This is a genomic window from Chroococcidiopsis sp., from assembly GCF_051657925.1.
GTDB lineage: Bacteria > Cyanobacteriota > Cyanobacteriia > Cyanobacteriales > Chroococcidiopsidaceae > Chroococcidiopsis.
The window spans coordinates 14,366-33,210 of the sequence record NZ_JBOFLP010000206.1 but is presented as its reverse complement, the minus strand read 5'-3'; the positions used below and the strand labels follow the sequence as shown (position 1 = coordinate 33,210).

The window sequence follows — 18,845 nt, the reverse complement described above, 5'->3', positions numbered from 1 at the left end:
CCCATCAACGTGAAGGTCGCCGCCGTTGCAAAAACTCGGGAATATCCAAGCCAGGTTTTTCTTTATTGTCATTAGCTGATGGCGTTGACGGTGCTGGTGCGGTTGGGGATTTCTTAGCGATTGGTATACCTGGAGTCGGGGTAGTTGGTTGAGAGTCAGCCTGATTGAATCCGGTAGCAATGACAGTGATTTTCATTTCCCCTTGTAGTTTGTCATCAATCACTGCACCAAAAATGATGTTAGCATTGGGATCGACGACTTCATAAATCGTATCTGCTGCCATATTCACCTCATGCAGCGTCATATCGCTGCCACCAGTAATATTGATTACGACTCCTTTTGCTCCTTCAATTGACGACTCCAGCAAAGGAGAAGAAATAGCTGCGTTTGCTGCTTCTCTAGCACGGGTTTTACCAGAGCCGGTGCCGATCCCCATGAGTGCCGATCCTGCATCTGCCATGACTGCTTTCACGTCGGCAAAATCTACATTCACTAACCCAGGGATCGTGATAATATCAGAGATTCCTTGTACCCCTTGACGCAGAACTTCATCAGCAGTCAGAAACGCATCTCGCAATGCGGTCTGCTCGGAGATCACCGATAGCAATTTATCGTTGGGGATCAAAATCATCGTATCAACTCGGTCTTTCAGTGCGTCTATCCCTTGGTTGGCTTGGTTAGCACGGCGACGACCTTCAAAACCAAAAGGACGGGTGACAACACCTACAGTTAAAATACCCTTTTCCTTGGCGATTTCCGCCACAGTTGGTGCCGCACCTGTACCAGTACCTCCTCCCATCCCAGCGGTGATAAATACTAGGTCTGCTTCTCCTATAGCGTTAGCAATTTCATCTCGCGACTCCTCTGCCGCTTTCTCTCCCATTGCTGGATTGCCACCAGCTCCTAGTCCTCGGGTCAGCTTTTGTCCGATCTGTAGCTTTTTAGGTGCGGCGCTATGGGTCAGCGCCTGGGCATCAGTATTAATTGACCAAAACTCTACACCAGTAACGCCACTCTCAATCATTCGATTGACAGCATTGCCACCACCGCCACCAACACCAATCACTTTGATATTCGCTACCCGACTCGGAAGAATATTGCTATTGCTCAAGTTGTCCTCCCCAGTAGCAACTTCCCTGATGTAGTTTTGTCCGAGATGCAGCCCTGTACTGTTGAAGTCCCCAGTCGAATTCATACCTAATGGAAAATCCGACCGCCCTGGAGATTGGGAGGTTTTAAGGGTAACGTCTATTTTACTGTTAAGTGTCATTGGAATCTAGGTGTGTACGAACAACTTTTTTTAAGCGTGACAATTTGGATAAGAGTTTACTATAGGTTTTTTTCCTATGGCTTATCCTCAGCAATTTCAGTTAAGGCATCAATGCTAACCTGACTTTGGCAGCGAACGGCGAGCCTACTGCTGTTTTAAAGAGATTAGATAATTGGATGCACTATAGTTAACTTGAAATTGTTCCGTATAAACTGCTCGATGTGATACAAAGCAATTGCGACTGCTGATTTCTTGCTGCAAAGTTGTTTTAACTGAGGCTGCGGCAATTGTTGGCATCTCTAAAGCTGTCTCCTTTGTCTAGAACAAATGGTAAATAACACCGTATATTTTTACGCGATTGAGCAATAAACCGAATGCAATGCTTGTATTTCTTAATTTTTAAACAAAATCGAAGTTTTTTTCGGAGATTCTGCTGATATCAGCGAATTTTTTCTTACCTTTTTGCAAAAAAATCCAGCTATTCCACCGCGATCGCGGTGGAATAGCTGGACTCTAGCCAGTAAAATCAATCTTTTTCATACTTGCCCCCTATCTGATCGATACATTTTGTGACAGCGAGCGAATAAACTCGCGAATGACATCAGTTTTGGTTCTTTGGTGCTTTTTGCAGTATTGCTCCAATATAGACATCTCTGTGGTGGGAATTCTAATACTTAAGTGATTTTCTGACATAGGTGCTGCAACTTGCGCTACTCCGCAAGCAAGGTAATGCCTGCACCCATCTATATTCAAGCGTGATTCTACTGACAAGTTACACTAAGCTTATTGATGATTCCAATTTACCTCAGTAGAATTACAGAGGATGTCTAAATATATTTAAGTTGTTTATACATATTTCATACATGTTTAAAAAACTTCTAATATATAGCATCAAATCATCTCATAAAAGTGGAAATTACTGTGGATTACTTTTGATTATTTTTGGATTTGTCGGTACGCTCTGGACTGGGCTTTCCTCAGGTTCTTTTTGATACGTTTGTACTAGAGGGGCGGCAGGATTTTTCAAGTCTATATAGGCAATTTGGCGAGGATTAATTTGAGTTGAAATCGGACTCATTTGAGCCAAAACATGAAGTTGTTTGGTTAATCGTTCGCTATAAGGACCGAGGTGGACGGTTCCTAATTCAGTTTTGAGAACAAGATTGCTTGGATCTTGACAATCAATTTCCAAAACTTCAATTCCACTTTGACCGATTTTTTGATAAAGGGAACTCCAGTAAGCGCGATAAGTCTCTGGCGAACCCAAAACTTTTAACTGAGGCTTGAGACGCTGCCGAACTTGGGCAGGGTAAGATTCAAATGGAATCCACGCGCCCTGCGAGTCGAGAAAGCCGACAGATGCTTTCGAGTAGGGAGTGGAACTATTGGGAATCAAACGGGCGATCGCTACAGCTACAGGCGTGCGTTCTTGCACTTGGACGACTAAACTAGGAGGAAAGAGTCGGCGAGCCACCTTAGCATCGGCAATCGGAGGGTAGGACTCTAAAGTTTGAGCGATCGCCATTGGCGAAATTTGCAGCAGCGATTGAGGATATGCTAGGGCAAGGCGCGAAAGAATAACTGGCTTAGACAACAAACTGTTACCTTCAATCGCCACTTGTCGATTGTCGCGTAACACCCAATTAGGTCGTGTCATTGCCCAAACTGTAATAGCCAAAAGCCCTGATAGAGATAGTGTCTGCCAAATAGCCTTTAGTACCTGCCCAAAATCGCGGTCTCGTCTCATTTCGCTCTCCCCGTCAACTCGCGCTGACATATTAGCGCAAGTTAGTGAGTAGTGAGTAGTGAGTAGTGAGTAGTGGTTAGTGGCTAGTAGTTAGCATCTGAGTTCTTCATCTAGTCACCAGTCACCAGTCACTAATCACCGATCGCTGATAACTGAAAAAAATCCCCTACGTCTAAAGCTTCAGAATGTGATACAAAAATCAACAGTTCCTCACAACACAGCATCATGGGCAATACCTTCGGACATTTATTTCGGGTAACGACTTTTGGCGAATCGCACGGTGGCGGTGTGGGAGTCGTCATTGATGGATGTCCGCCACGCTTGGAGATTTCCGTGGAGGAAATTCAGTGGGAACTCGATCGCAGGCGACCAGGGCAAAGTAAAATTACGACACCCCGTAAAGAGGCTGATAGCTGCGAAATTTTGTCGGGGATATTTGAGGGAAAAACACTAGGGACACCAATCTCGATTTTGGTGCGCAACAAAGATACCCGTCCCCAAGATTATGACGAGATGCAACAAAAGTATCGCCCTTCCCATGCCGATGCTACCTATGATGCTAAATACGGGATTCGTAACTGGCAAGGCGGGGGACGTTCTTCAGCTAGAGAGACAATTGGCAGAGTTGCAGCAGGGGCGATCGCTAAAAAAATCTTACATCAAGTTGCTGGGGTAGAAGTTGTTGCTTATGTTAAGCGCATCAAAGATTTAGAAGGCGTTGTCGATCCCAGCAGCGTAACTCTAGAACAGGTAGAAAGTAACATTGTCCGCTGTCCCGATTCCGAATGTGCCGATCGCATGATTGAATTGATCGAGCAGATTGGCAGACAAGGCGATTCTGTCGGTGGTGTTGTCGAGTGCGTAACGCGCAACGTACCTAAAGGTTTGGGTTCTCCAGTATTTGACAAACTAGAAGCAGATTTAGCTAAAGCTGTCATGTCTTTACCCGCTACCAAAGGCTTTGAAATTGGCTCTGGGTTTGCGGGAACTCTGATGACAGGTAGCGAACACAACGACGAATACTATACAGATGAAAATGGAGAAATTCGCACTGTTACCAACCGTTCTGGTGGGGTACAAGGAGGAATTTCTAACGGCGAGAATATTATTTTGCGAATTGCTTTTAAACCAACAGCGACAATTCGGAAGGAACAAAAGACCGTTACAAATGTAGGGGAAGAGACACTATTAGCAGCCAAAGGTAGACACGATCCCTGCGTGTTGCCCAGAGCTGTACCGATGGTAGAGGCAATGGTAGCTTTAGTATTATGCGATCACTTACTGCGACATCAAGGTCAATGTAGCGTATTAAATTGAGTCAAAAGTTGAAAATTGTACGGGCGGATTTTGACCCATACGCACCGTTTACACCTGAAGTTCAGATAGCAATTCTCACCTCTCAACCTCCGTTTCCTCTCCCGTTACAACGGCTGTTGTGTTGTGCTGAAAACTTATCTTTTGGAACTTAGGCAGACCGTGCTAAACGAACGAACTGCATCAGCAAATTGTTCGTTGCGCTCCATCAATCCCATATGACCAGCAGGTTGCAGAATCGCCAGTTCGGCTTTGGGTAAATCCATGCTCATACGCTTGCTAGCTGCAGGTACGGTGGCAATATCGGATTTCCCGACGATCGCCAAAACTGGAATATCGATGTTTGGCAAAGTTGTCGTTTCATCGAATTGCAGCATTGCTAGCATTCCCCTAGCTAGTATGCCTGGTGAGCCGTGTAGACCCAATAGTGTTGAAAAATTGAGTTGACCTCGTGTTTCTCTGCCTGTGAAGCCTGAGATCTCAGTAGTGACGTGCATCGAGCCATTGAGATAGCTCAACCCACTCATCAACCAAAATAGAGGTGACAGAGCGATCGTCAGATACAGCAGAGGTTTTAGCAAAGGCTTTTGCACGGTTTGTAAAAATCTGCTGAAGATAGAAGTTTTGACAGGATTGGTATAGGTAGTGTCTACCAGAATTAAACCAGCAACCTGCCAATTTAAATACTCTGGGAATAAACGACAGAATGTAAGTATAATCATGCCACCCATGCTGTGTCCCAGCAAAATCGCCCGTTTGTCTCCCACTAGAGATAAAACTGCTTCTAAGTCACGCGCATATTTTTCGATTGAGTAATCCCGATTTTTTGGCTTGCTAGATTTTCCCAGCCCTGGCAAGTCCCATACAATTACGCGAAAATGGTTAGCTAGTTGTCGCTTGGCGTAGTACCAGACAGTGCTATTTGGTCCCCAACCATGAGTCAGAATAATCGGCTGAGCATCGGCTGAACCGTAAAACTCGACTTGAATTTCACTGCCGTCTGGTCGCGGTATCCGCTGTACAGTATCGCTACGCATTGCTTTGGGTTCGTCAGCACCAGGACGACGCAGCAGCAGAGAAACTGGCAGAAATCCTACAAACGACCAGGTGGACATTGCTATTCCCAATATTAACCAAGCGCGATCGAGTAGTTCTCGGTCATACCATTGATGGATAATGTAAATTCCTCCTAAAAGTAAAGCAATCGAAAAGAGTCCGCTCAGCCATTGAATCAAGAAATTGATAGGTGTAAATAGCATAAGTCCAGACCGTTTGGATACTCAAAAACTTAACATCTCAGTTGTATAGATCGCGTCTTCTTGAAGAATGAAGTACTAGATCGGAGGAAGTAGGAAGAAGCTTAGCACTATTACATTTGAGCGCGTATTCTTGCAGTCATGATAGCTTTTGTTAAAGAAGCGGCATGAAATAGCTCTATCTCTATCTAAGTGCAGATAAATTTTATACTCCATCTTTGTTAGATAGAGTCAGCCGATCGCGCAGGCAGATTCGTTAATGACTTCAATAGGATCGAGCGATAACATTTCTGAGGAAGTCTTTGTTTTTCCGGCATCGTTTGCACAACAACGGCTTTGGTTTCTCGATCGCCTATTTCCTGGTACTTCGTTTTATAATGTGCCGACGACGGTTCGTCTATCGGGCGTGCTTGACTTAAAAGCGTTAGAAGAAAGCTTTAATGAAATTGTCCGCCGTCACGAAATATTGCGTACCAACTTCGGAGTGCAAGAGGGGCAACCCGTACAACTAATTACGCCCCATTCAAAGGTATTCCTTAAGATTTCCGATTTACAGCAGTTGCCTGCAAGCGAACGAGAAGCAGCAGCGCAACAGGCGATCGCGCGGGAGATCCAACAGCCTTTTAACCTGGATCGAGGTTCTCTGCTGCGAGTAACGTTACTACAACTAGACGAGTCAGAGTATGTTTTGGTCATCAATCTGCACCACATCGTTTTTGATGAGTGGTCGATCGCGATCCTAATTCGAGAATTAGAATTGCTCTACTCTGCTTTTAGTACGGGTAAACCTTCCCCTTTGCCCGAACTGTCAATTCAATATGCTGACTTTGCCCACTGGCAACGACAATGGTTGCAAGGGGAAGTGCTAGAATCGCAACTATCTTACTGGCGATCGCAGTTGCAGAATTTATCCGTTCTAGAGGTCGAGAGCAATCGTTGCCGTCCAAAAGAACGAGGCGATCGGGGAGCAATTAAGTTACTAGAGTTGCCACAAGACTTATCTCAAGCACTTTTGGCACTGAGTCATCAAGAAGGCGTAACGCTGTTCATGACCTTACTAGCAGCGTTCCAAGTACTGTTATATCGCTATACAGGACAGACCGATATAGCCGTAGGATCGCCAATTGCTAATCGCAATCGGCGGGAATTGGAGGATTTAATAGGCTTTTTTGCCAATAGTTTAGTTCTACGAACCGATCTATCAGGTAATCCTAGCTTTCGCGAGTTGCTGGCTAGAGTGCGACAGGTGACGGTAGAAGCCTACGCCCATCAAGATTCACCCTTTGAGAAGTTAGTGGAAGAGTTGCATCCAGAACGTCAAGGAAGCCGCAATCCATTGTTTCAAGTGGTATTTGCGCTGCAAAACGCACCTATAGAACAGCTAACGCTACCTAAGCTCTCGCTCTCTTCCTTCAAAGTGGAAACAACAACTGCTCGGTTCGATCTAGAGTTTTATCTATGGGAGTGCGCCGAAAACTTTAGGAGTTTGTGGGGCGACGGGTGGCAGCAGTCGGACGGATTGCGTGGTGTTTTAGTTTACAACACCGACCTGTTTGAGCCAAGTGCGATCGCACGGATGCTAGCTCATTTCCAAATGTTATTAACCGGAGTAGTTACCGATCCCAACACAAATTTAGCAGATCTACCGATTTTGAGCGCCGCAGAGCAGCATCAACTAGTAAAGTGGAATCAAACTGGACGTAGTTATCCAGAGCGCTGCATTCACCAATTGTTTGAACTTCAGGTAGAACAAAGTCCAAATGCTATTGCAGTCAGTTTTGGCGATAGACAATATACCTATTATGAGTTGAATAGTGGTAGCAACCAACTGGCACATTATTTGCGAAAACTAGGTGTAGGTTGCGAAACGCTGGTAGGTATCTGCATGGAACCTTCTCCAATGGCGATCGCTTCTTTGCTAGGTATTCTCAAAGCCGGAGCAGCTTACGTTCCTCTAGATCCAACTTATCCCCCCGAACGGTTGCAGTTCATGTTGGAGGATACTCAAGTATCTGTGCTAGTGACGCAACAAGCATTAGCCCCCCTTTTTAAGCTCAGTTGGGGGGAGCGGAATTTAAAAGTTGTTTGTTTAGAAAAGGATTGGGAAGCGATCGCGCAAGAAAGCGAGCAGAACCCAATTAACCAAATAACTGTAGATAACCTTGCCTACGTAATTTATACTTCTGGCTCGACGGGAACCCCAAAGGGCGTAGCAGTACCTCATCGAGCCGTAAATAGATTAGTATGCAACACCAACTACATCGCTTTAGAACCTGGGGATAAAGTCGCTCAATGTGCCAATCTGTCATTTGATGCAGCAACCTTTGAGATTTGGGGCGCACTGCTAAATGGAGCGCAATTAGTGGGGTGCGATCGCGAAGTGATGCTTTCTCCCCAAAAGTTTGCCCAAGCGATTCGACAGCAGGAAATTAGCATCCTGTTTTTGACAACCGCTTTATTCAACCAAATGGCGCGGGAAGTACCTGAGTGTTTTCGTTCGCTGCGCTACTTGCTATTTGGGGGTGAAGCAGTTGATGTCAGGTGGGTAAAAGCAGTTAAGCAGCACGGCGCACCCGCACATTTGCTGCACGTATATGGACCAACTGAAAATACTACATTTACTTCCTGGTATGAAGTGCAAGACGTAGCAGAAGCAGCAACATCCATTCCGATCGGTCGGGCGATCGCTAACACTCAAATCTACCTGCTGGATACTCACCTAAAACCCGTACCTATTGGCGTTACAGGAGAAATTTACATTGGTGGCGATGGATTAGCAAAAGAATATTTGAATCGTTCTCAGTTGACGGCGGAACGGTTTGTCTGTGGGAGTCGGGAGTCGGGAGTCGTAGGGGCGGGTTTTTTTGAAGACACTAGTGAAAATCAAAGAGTTCTGCGATTAAACCCGCCCGTACAGGAGTCGGGGAACAGAGCAGAGGAGACTAGGAGCAGAGGAGCAGGGGAGAGTAATAACCAATTACCAATTACCCATTACCGCTTGTACAAAACTGGAGATCTCGCCCGTTATCTTCCTGATGGCAATCTCGAATTTGTTGGTCGCACTGACGCGCAAATTAAGTTGCGGGGTTTTCGGATTGAGTTGGGCGAGATTGAAACGGTGTTGAAGCAGTATCCAAGTGTAGAAGAAACTGTTGTTGTGGTGCGGGAGGATGGGAGTAGCGATCGCCGTTTGGTTGCTTACATTGTCCCAAACACGGATAGATCCCCCCAACCCACGCCACTTTGCTCAACGGAGGGCACCTCCGCACGCAAGTGGCTCCCCTTAAAAAGGGGGACTAGTAAATTTCCCGCTTCTAAAGGGGGACTAGGGGAGAGCGAGGCTAGTAAATTTCCCGCTGCTCAAAGGGGACTAGGGGGGATCGGGGCGAAATTCTCAACTAGCGATCTGCGAAGTTTCCTCAAAACAAAACTGCCAAATTACATGATGCCTTCCGCTTTTGTAGTCTTGAAGGCTTTGCCACTAACACCTAACGGCAAAGTAGATCGGCAGGCACTTCCCTCACCCGATTTTACTTCTGTCGATCTACCAACCCTTGCACCGCGAACGTCAGTTGAAGCTCAGTTAGCGCAGCTTTGGGCGGAAACGTTGGGGCGACAAGTAGGTATAAGCGACGATTTTTTTGAGTTGGGCGGACATTCGCTTTTAGCTACACAATTAGTTTCAAGAATACGCGATCGCCTTGGGGTAGAAGTGCCACTGGGAGTTCTATTTGAAACACCAACGATTGTGGCGATCGCGCAATATGTTGACGCGATCCGTGGGGCAGATCTGGTACAAACATCTGAGGCTGAGACATCCGCTCAAAATCGCGAGGAGGTTGAATTTTGACAAGTATTGAGTTCTTAACCTACCTACGCTCTTTAGATATTCAGCTTTTTGTTGAGGGAGAAAGCTTGCGCTGTAACGCTCCTGAAGGGGTATTATCCCCCCAGTTACGCGCAAAAGTTGTCGATCGCAAATCTGAGCTGATCGCCCTGCTGCACCGGGCAAATGCTCAAATCGATCGTCCCCAGTTGGTAAGAATATCGCGCGATGCCGAAGGCGGTTCGCTACGCGACCATCGCTCCCTACCTCTGTCATTTGCTCAGCAGCGATTGTGGTTTTTGGATCGCTTGGTACCTAACAACCCTTTTTACAACATACCTTTTTCAGTTCGGCTGCAAGGGAAACTTGACTATGTGGCTTTAAAGCAAGCTTTTGGAGCGATCGTCGATCGTCACGAAGCCTTGCGTACCAACTTCGTCAAGCTGGACGGGCAACCCGTTCAGATCGTTGCTGAAAAAGTCAATTTATCTCTGCCTATTGTGGATTTGCGGCAGTTACCCCCAAACGAACGACAACTCACAGCCGAGCAAATCGCTACAGAAGAAGCCCAACAGCCATTTAACCTAGCCACCGATCTGCTAATACGAGTGAAATTGTTGCAGTTAGATGCAGCTGAATACGTCCTGTTGCTAAATCTGCACCACATTGTTGCCGATGGTTGGTCGCTGGGGGTACTGGTGCGAGAACTGAGATTACTCTACACTGCTAAGAGTGAAAGCAAACCTTATCCATTACCAGAATTGCCAATCCAGTATGCCGATTTTGCCTATTGGCAACGGCAATGGCTGCAAGGGCAAGTATTGGAATCGCAACTGTCCTACTGGCGATCGCGTCTGGCAGATCTACAAATCCTGAATCTTACCACCGATAGAACTCGCCCTGCCGTACAAACTTATCGCGGTGCAACACAAAGCCTAAAGTTATCAAAAACTCTCACCCAGTCCCTAGAAGCCCTAAGTCAGCAAGCAGGTGTCACCCTTTTTATGACCTTGCTAGCAGCATTTCAAACATTGTTATATCGCTATACCGGACAAGAAGATATTGCCGTTGGATCGCCCATAGCTAACCGCAATCATAGCCAATTAGAACCATTAATTGGTTTTTTTGTCAATAGCCTGGTGCTGCGTGTCGATCTCTCCAACAATCCCACTTTTCGAGAACTACTGGAACGAGTGCGGCAAGTGACATTAGGAGCCTATGCCCATCAAGACTTACCTTTTGAGAAGTTAGTAGAAGAGTTGCACCCAGAGCGCGACTTGAGCCGTAACCCTTTATTTCAAGTCGTTTTTGCGCTTCAGAATGCCCCGATGCAACCTTTGGAGTTACCTGGGTTAACGTTGAACCCGTTGAAGTTTGACGTGACTACTACACGATTCGATCTAGAGTTGCATTTGTGGGAGTGCGATCGCGGGTTGAATGATTTGTGGGAAGGCTCGGCAGATGGACTGAGCGGTTTCGTAGCATACAACACTGACCTATTTGATGCATCTACGATCGCTCGAATGCTAGCTCACTTCCAAGCATTGTTAGAAGGCATAGTTACCAATCCCGATACACGCATCGCTAAGTTATCCCTATTGAGTGCAGCAGAATACCATCAATTATTGGTGGAATGGAATCAAACTAGCTGCGATTATCCAGATTTGGGCATTCATCAATTATTTCAGGTACAAGCAGCAAGAATGCCCGATGCTACTGCGGTTGTTTTTGCCGACGAGCAACTAACTTATGGCGAATTGGATCGACGTGCAAATCAACTAGCACAGTATTTACAACAATTAGGCGTTACTTCTGAATCTTTAGTAGGAATTTGTCTCGATCGCTCTTTAGAAATGGTAATAGGCATATTGGGCATTTGGAAAGCAGGCGGAGCTTATATTCCCCTCGATCCAAATTATCCCAGCGATCGCCTAAAGTTCATGCTTGACGATACTCAAGTGGCGATCGTGCTAACCCAGAGTTCTTTAGCCCCCCTTTTGAAGCAGAGTTGGGGGGATCGTCAATTAATATGCCTAGATACTGACTGGAAAACCATCGCTACCTACGATGATGAAACACCCAACAGCAACGTAATAGCCAATAACCTAGCTTACGTCATCTACACCTCTGGCTCGACCGGAAAACCGAAAGGAGTTTTAGTAGAGCATCGAGGACTATGTAATGTCGTCCAAGCTCAAATTCAAGCATTCAACCTGCAACCAAAAAATCGGATTCTACAATTTAGCTCCCTCAGTTTTGATGCGTCTGTCTTTGAGATGTTACTAGCGTTTGGAGTTGGCGCTAGCCTTTACATCCCACCCAAAACAGCCCATCTACCAGGAGCCGAACTAATTCAATTCTTGCAAGACAAGGCGATCGATACTACTATTCTCCCCCCTGCGGTTCTAGCAATTTTACCAGCAGCAGAACTGCCCACTCTCCAAACGATTATTTCTGGTGGTGAAGCTGTCAAGCACGAAATTGTGCAGCAATGGGCTGTAGGTCGTCGCTTTTTTAACGCCTATGGACCAACAGAAGCAACAATCTGGGCGACAGTTGCTCAATTAGGCGCTACTGATAATAATGACAACAAGCCATCCATTGGTCGTCCCATTTCTAACACCCAAATCTATCTTTTAGACTCTCACCTCCAGCCCGTACCAATTGGAGTAGTTGGCGAATTGTATATTGGCGGTGATGGGTTAGCACGAGGATATTTAAATCGTCTCCAGTTGACGGCGGAACGGTTTATTCCCAATTCTTTTTTGAAGAGGGAGGACAAGGGGGACAAGGGGGACAAGGAAGACGGAGCAATTTTAGCCACTAGCCTCCAGCCACTAGCCACTAGCCACTCTCCCTACACCCCACACCCCACACCCCACACCCTTTTATATAAAACCGGAGATCTCGCCCGCTATCTTCCCGATGGCAATCTTGAATTTGTCGATCGCATCGATAATCAGGTGAAAATTCGGGGATTTCGGGTTGAGTTAGGCGAAATAGAAACACTATTGCTTCAACACCCAACAGTGCGAGAGGCTGTGGCGATCGCCCATGAGAATGCTACAGATAAGCGTATAGTCGCCTACATCGTACCGCAAGATAGAGATTCCCATAGATTCACTACTAGCGATCGCCAAAATTTTTCTTCCCCGACTCCCGACTCCCGACTCCCGACTCCCCCTCTAGAACAGCAGTTGCAGGACGAGCAGGTTAAGCAATGGCAAAATCTTTATGACCAGACTTATCATCAGCCTGCTACAAACAACGATGCTACTTTCAATATCATAGGCTGGAATAGTAGCTATACAGACCGACCAATTCCAAAAGAGCAAATGCAACAATGGGTAAGCGATCGCACCCAGCAGATTTTGAGTTTGCAGCCTCAGCGGGTATTAGAAATTGGTTGCGGTACGGGTTTATTGCTGTTTCAAATTGCGCCACACTGTACTCAGTATTGGGGAACTGATTTCTCATCTGCATCCATTGAATACATCGAGCAATTGGCAACTCAACCATTGCCTCAAGTAAAGTTACTTCACAGGATGGCAACTAACTTTGAAGGTTTAGAGGCAAATAGCTTTGATGCAGTGATCCTTAATTCGGTCGTGCAGTACTTTCCTAGCGTAGATTATCTCCTGCAAGTGCTGGAACAAGCAATTCACACTGTTGCCCCTGGTGGCTTTGTCTTTGTTGGAGATGTACGGAGTCTACCCTTGTTGTCAGCTTTTCATGCTGCGGTTCAACTGGAGCGGGCAGATAATACCGTAAGTCGAGAGCATCTGCAACAGCAAGTACAGACAGCGTTATTTCAGGAGACGGAACTGGCGATCGATCCTGCTTTCTTTCATGCCTTGAAACAACGCTTGGAACGAATTAGTCATATCCAAGTTCAGCTCACACGCGGTCGATATTGTAATGAGTTGACTCAATTTCGCTACAACGTAATTTTACATATCGAAAACTCAAATTGCCCCTCTTCTCATGGGCAGTTAGAAGGATCTCATTGCCCCCCTTTTCAAGGGGGGTTGGGGGGATCTTCTTGCCCTCCTTCCCAAGAAGGGTTGGGGGGATCGTCCCAACTAAATTGGATTCAAGACAATCTAAACCTTGCCCAGGTGCGCCAGCAATTAGCTGAAAAGCCAGCAGCACTGAGTATTACAAGAATTCCTAATGCGCGTGTCATAGGAGCAGTTAAAACGGCTCAATGGCTAGTAGAAGGAACGCAAGCACCCAAAACCGCAGGCAAAATGCGCGAAGCATTAGAGCAGGTGACATCGGGTATTGAACCGGAAGATTGGTGGGATTTAGCGGCAGAACTGTCTTACTCTGTTGACGTGAGTTGGTCAAATGCAGATAGTACGGGATGTTATGATGTTACCTTTCAGCATCAATCCGCAACAAAAAATAGTGCGTTATTGCCTTTTCAAGAGCAAGTGAATCTAACTCGTCCTTGGAAAACTTACGCAAACGATCCTTTACAGACACAGTTTGCCCGTCATCTGATTCCCCAACTGCGAAGTTACTTAGAGCAAAGCTTGCCCCAGTATGCGATCCCTTCTGCCTTTGTGGTATTGGAAGCACTACCCCTGACACCGAATGGCAAAGTTAACCGTCGCGAACTTCCAGCCCCTGACATGGTACAGCGATGGGGGACTGATGACACGCCGCGATCGCCCATCGAGCAGAAACTTGCGAATATTTGGGCTGAACTGCTAGGACTCAAGCGTGTAGGAATTCACGATAACTTCTTCCAGTTAGGGGGGCATTCGCTGCTAGCAACTCAACTAACTTCCCGTATCCGCGATGCATTTGGTGTAGAGTTACCTTTACGCAGCGTGTTTGAGTCACCCCAAGTCGCCCAACTTGCCAAAGCGATCGCCCATTTACAGAGCAACCAGCCGCAACAAACGCCCCAGATTGTTCCTCTTTCTCGCGCTGCTCATCGTCGCCTGCGATCTTCCCTCAACCGCGATACAGAGGAAGGCGATCGTTGAATACCAATCCTGTCTCGAACGCTGAATTTGTCTTTCCGGCATCATTCGCCCAGCAGCGATTGTGGTTTCTTCACGCCTTAGCGCCTGGAAATCCCTTCTACAACATCTCGGCTGCTATTCGCTTGCACGGACACCTCAACATGACTGCCTTAGAGCAAACATTTAACGAAATCGTGCGCCGTCACGAAGCTTTGCGAACAAGATTTGAAATGTCAGAGGAACAACTGCATCAAGTTGTGGTAGAGAGCGTGAGTGTACCTCTCGCTATTGTAGACTTACGTACTTTACCTGCAAGCGATCGCGAAGCAGCCGCAAGACAACAGGCGATCGCACAATCTCAACATCCCTTCGACCTGAGCGCAGATTTGCTATTACGGTTGACAATTTTTCAATTAGATGCATCTGAATACATCCTACTATTGAATCTGCACCACATTATTGCCGATGGTTGGTCGATCGGCGTGCTGGTGCGAGAACTGGGCGTACTGTACGCTGCTTTGGGTACTGGTAAACCTTCTCCTCTAGAAGATTTGCCGATCCAATATGCTGACTTCGCTCATTGGCAGCAGGAGTGGTTGCAAGGGGAAGTACTAGAGTCGCAACTGTCGTACTGGCGATCGCAGTTAGCCGATCTTGCAGTTCTAAATCTTCCCACTGACAGAGCGCGATCGCCCATTCAAAGCTACAAAGGTGCGACACACAATTTTCAGCTATCAAAAAATCTCACGCAGTCCCTAGAAGCTCTCAGTCAGCAAGCAGGCGTAACTCTGTTTATGACCTTGCTGGCAGCATTTCAAACGTTGTTATATCGCTATACCGGACAAGAAGATATTGCCGTTGGATCGCCCATAGCTAACCGTAACCGCCCTGAAATAGAACCATTAATCGGCTTTTTCGTCAATAGCCTAGTGCTGCGAACAGATTTATCTGGCAATCCTACCTTTTGGGAATTGTTGGGACGAGTGCGGGAAGTGACGCTAGGAGCCTATGCACATCAAGATTTACCCTTCGAGAAGTTAGTGGAAGAGTTGCACCCACAGCGGGACTTGAGCCGACATCCTTTGTTCTCTGTGGCGATCGCTCTGCAAAACACGCCGATTACAGCTTTAGAATTACCTGGACTCGCTTTAAGTCAGTTTGAGTTTGACAGCGGTACGAGCAGATTAGATTTAGAGTTTCATTCATGGCAAACTCCAGCAGGATTGCAAGGGCAGATAATTTACAGTACCGATCTATTCGATCGCAGTACGATCGTCCGAATGCTAGGACATTTTCAAACCTTACTCAAAGGAATTGTTGTCAATCCAGAGCAACGACTGGCAGACTTACCAATTTTGACAGCAGCAGAACGGCAGCAGCTATTAGTGGAATGGAATCTTACTCAGCAAGATTACCTGTCGCAGTGCATTCATCAATTATTTGAAGCTCAGGCAGATAAAATGCCAAACGCGATCGCTGTTGTCTATAAAGACGAGCAATTAACTTACCAAGAATTGAACTACCGTAGCAACCAACTTGCAAGCTATTTGCAAAAACTTGGAGTTGCGCCAGAAGTCAAAGTTGGTATTTGCGTAGAGCGATCGTTCTTGATGATGGTGGGCATTTTAGGAATTCTAAAAGCTGGCGGAGCCTATGTCCCTTTAGATCCCGCCTATCCCTCAGAACGTCTCAAGTTCATGTTAGAGGATGCCCAAATAACTATCCTACTAACACAACAATCCTTAGCCCCCCTCTTTACGGAAGGTTCGGGCGATCGTCAATCCTTAGCCCCCCTCTTTACGGAAGGTTCGGGCGATCGTCAATCCTTAGCCCCCTCTTCGGAGGGTTGGGGGGATCTTCAACCACTCTACCTCGATCTCGATTGGGAAATCGTTGCTCAACAGAGCGGGGAAAACATAAACAGTGGTGTAACTGCCGCAAATCTTGCTTATATAATTTACACTTCAGGATCGACCGGACAACCCAAAGGGGTTTTAGTCGAACATGGCGGACTGTGCAATCTAGCCCAAGCACAAATTCACACCTTCGCTCTCAAACCAGAGCATCGAATTCTCCAATTTGCTTCCCTTAGCTTTGATGCTTCTATCTTCGAGATTGTCATGGCATGGGCAGTAGGAGCAACCCTATATCTAGTGCCAGAAGCAGCACGTCTAGGATCGGAGTTGATTTCGTATCTAAAATATCATGCCATCACTCATGCTACCCTTCCGCCTGCCGTACTGAAGACTTTATCACCCACTCAATTGCCAGCTCTGCAAACTCTAATTTCTGCTGGGGAAACTTGTTCGCCGGAAATTGCAGCCCGTTGGGCAAGCGATCGCCATTTCTTCAATGCTTACGGGCTGACGGAAACAACTGTTTGGTCTACGATTGCTGAAGTAAGCGATCGTAAAGGTACAACTATCGGTCGGGCGATCGCTAACACTCAAATCTACATCCTCGATGCCCACCTCCAACCCCAACCCATCGGTATTCCTGGTGAAATATACATTGGCGGAGTCGGCTTAGCAAGAGGCTACCTCAACCGTCCTGAATTGACTGCTGAACGGTTTATTCCCAATCCTTTTTTGAAGAGGGAGGACAAGGGAGACAAGGGGGACAAGAAAGACGGAGCAATTTTAGCCACTAGCCTCCAGCCTCCACCTACTAGCCACTCTCCCTACACCCCACACCCCACACCCCACACCCTTTTATGTAAAACCGGAGATCTTGCCCGCTACCTAATCGATGGTAATCTTGAATACCTCGGACGCATCGATCGCCAAGTGAAAATTCGCGGCTACCGCATTGAATTGGGAGAAATTGAAAGCCTGCTATTACAACACTCAGCAGTAGAAGAAGCTGTAGTTTTGGCACAGGAAGATCGATCGAGCAACTATCGTTTAGTTGCTTATATTGTTCTTAATGTAGAGACTAATTTATCAAATTCAAAATCCAAGTTGCGCTGGAAGCGCACCAAAGGTGCGACCCAAAATCCAAAATCAAATGACTTGCGCTGCTTTCTCAAGCAAAAATTACCAGACTACTCGATCCCTTCAGCTTTTGTAGTGCTGCCATCCCTACCACTAACTCCTAATGGTAAAGTGGATCGAAATGCCTTAATGAAGTCTAATATCAGTAGTCCAGAGCGTCCTTTTGTTACTCCTAAAACTGCCATTGAAGCAACCTTAACAACACTTTGGGCAAATATTCTGAAGCTTGAGCAAGTGGGGATTGAGGACAACTTTTTTGAATTAGGTGGAAATTCCCTGCTGGCAGTTCAATTATTGGAGCAGGTAGAGCGGCAATTCGAGCAAAAACTACCATTGTCCGATCTCTTTGGTGCGCCAACTGTTGAGCAATTCGCGCCTCTGATTCAGAAATGGGAAAAGCCTAAACGTAATTCTAAGCGATCGCCCCTTGTGCCACTCCAGCCTTTAGGTTTTAAGCCGCCATTCTTCTGTATCCACCCAATTTTCGGTGTTGTTCTGCCCTACTACGAGTTGGCGCGTCATTTAGGAACCGAACAGCCCTTTTACGGACTGCAACCTTTCGGTATGGACGGTTTGCACCCACCATTAACCAGCATTGAGCAGATGGCAACTGACTACATCGAAGCACTGCGTCAAATTCAGCCGCACGGTCCTTATCAGCTAGGTGGTTGGTCTTTTGGCGGTTTAGTTGCCTATGAGATGGCGCAACAGTTACACCAAGCAGGAGAGCAAGTGAGTCTCTTGGCAATACTAGATACAATCGCTCCTATTTCTAGCAATCGAGTTTCCTGGGGCGATGGTTTGAAATTTCTCCTGACAACCGTACCTGGTTCTATTTATCCTTTTGTTCAGGATTACTGGTCGCTGCTACGCGATCGCCTTGCGCGTTCTAGAAACGATAATAGCGATCGCCTACGCACTTCAAATCCAATTTCTACAATGAAAAAAATTCTGGCTCCTCACGCATGGCTATCTTCCCTAGAACGAACAACTATTAGCTATCTCCTTCCACGATCGGCTGTTTTTCGAATGCTGGACGAGTTAACCATTCATCGACTGATGAAGATTTTTTCTGCCAATAGCCGAGCTACCTTGAAGTATACACCTCGACCTTACCCTCAGGCGATCGCCCTATTTAGAACTACCGAATTGCAAAAAAAATCTCACGACCCAACTTTAGGTTGGAGTCAATTGTCAAGATCTGGCGTGCAAGTTCACTGCATTCCTGGTAATCATTTGACCATGCTGCAAAAGCCTCACGTCCGAGTGCTTGCCGAACACTTACGCAGATATCTGGCATAAGCGCATAGAAACTTCCTACGCTTGCAGTTGAGTTCATGGACTGGCTGTTTAGCGGAAATGATGCAGAAGTGGGGATTATCTGTAGACCATGTAACAGTATACAAATGGGTTCAGGTTGATCCGCCAGAAAACGAGATAAACGAGTAGCTCTGTCTATGCTG

General features: G+C 46.5%; 7 protein-coding genes. 4 read left to right on the top strand and 3 right to left on the bottom strand.

Features of this window, described 5'->3' with window-relative positions; all coding sequences use genetic code 11:
• Positions 1 to 4: 4 nt before the first annotated feature.
• Positions 5 to 1,270: a cell division protein FtsZ gene (ftsZ, locus tag ACRC32_RS16465; RefSeq protein WP_438554983.1), complete on the bottom strand. Its 1,266-nt coding sequence runs from the start codon at positions 1,268 to 1,270 to the stop codon at positions 5 to 7.
• Positions 1,271 to 2,186: 916 nt separating this feature from the next.
• A complete protein-coding gene (locus ACRC32_RS16460) occupies positions 2,187 to 3,017 on the bottom strand; it encodes a cell division protein FtsQ/DivIB (protein ID WP_438554982.1) in 831 nt (276 codons plus the stop codon).
• Between the two features lie 225 nt (positions 3,018 to 3,242).
• Here ACRC32_RS16460 and aroC point away from each other — a divergent pair, with 225 nt between their 5' ends.
• A complete protein-coding gene (gene aroC / locus ACRC32_RS16455) occupies positions 3,243 to 4,334 on the top strand; it encodes a chorismate synthase (RefSeq protein ID WP_438554981.1) in 1,092 nt (363 codons plus the stop codon).
• Between the two features lie 134 nt (positions 4,335 to 4,468).
• Here aroC and ACRC32_RS16450 read toward each other — a convergent pair whose 3' ends face one another.
• Positions 4,469 to 5,590: an alpha/beta fold hydrolase gene (locus ACRC32_RS16450; RefSeq protein WP_438554980.1), complete on the bottom strand. Its 1,122-nt coding sequence runs from the start codon at positions 5,588 to 5,590 to the stop codon at positions 4,469 to 4,471.
• A 256-nt stretch (positions 5,591 to 5,846) separates the two neighbouring features.
• On the opposite strand from ACRC32_RS16450, the gene ACRC32_RS16445 reads away from it, so the two are divergent.
• The 3 genes from ACRC32_RS16445 to ACRC32_RS16435 are packed head-to-tail and all read left to right on the top strand — an operon-like array spanning position 5,847 to position 18,684.
• Entirely contained in the window at positions 5,847 to 9,437 is a 3,591-nt protein-coding gene (locus ACRC32_RS16445; protein ID WP_438554979.1) for a non-ribosomal peptide synthetase, read from the top strand.
• Positions 9,434 to 14,410 (top strand): amino acid adenylation domain-containing protein, encoded by a 4,977-nt coding sequence (locus ACRC32_RS16440; protein ID WP_438554978.1) that lies wholly within the window; start codon positions 9,434 to 9,436, stop codon positions 14,408 to 14,410. Before ACRC32_RS16445 ends, ACRC32_RS16440 begins: the two co-directional genes overlap by 4 nt.
• On the top strand, positions 14,407 to 18,684 hold the full coding sequence (locus ACRC32_RS16435) for a non-ribosomal peptide synthetase (protein WP_438554977.1): 4,278 nt from the start codon (positions 14,407 to 14,409) through the stop codon (positions 18,682 to 18,684). The genes ACRC32_RS16440 and ACRC32_RS16435 overlap by 4 nt, the downstream gene beginning before the upstream one ends.
• The last annotated feature ends 161 nt before the right edge of the window (positions 18,685 to 18,845 follow it).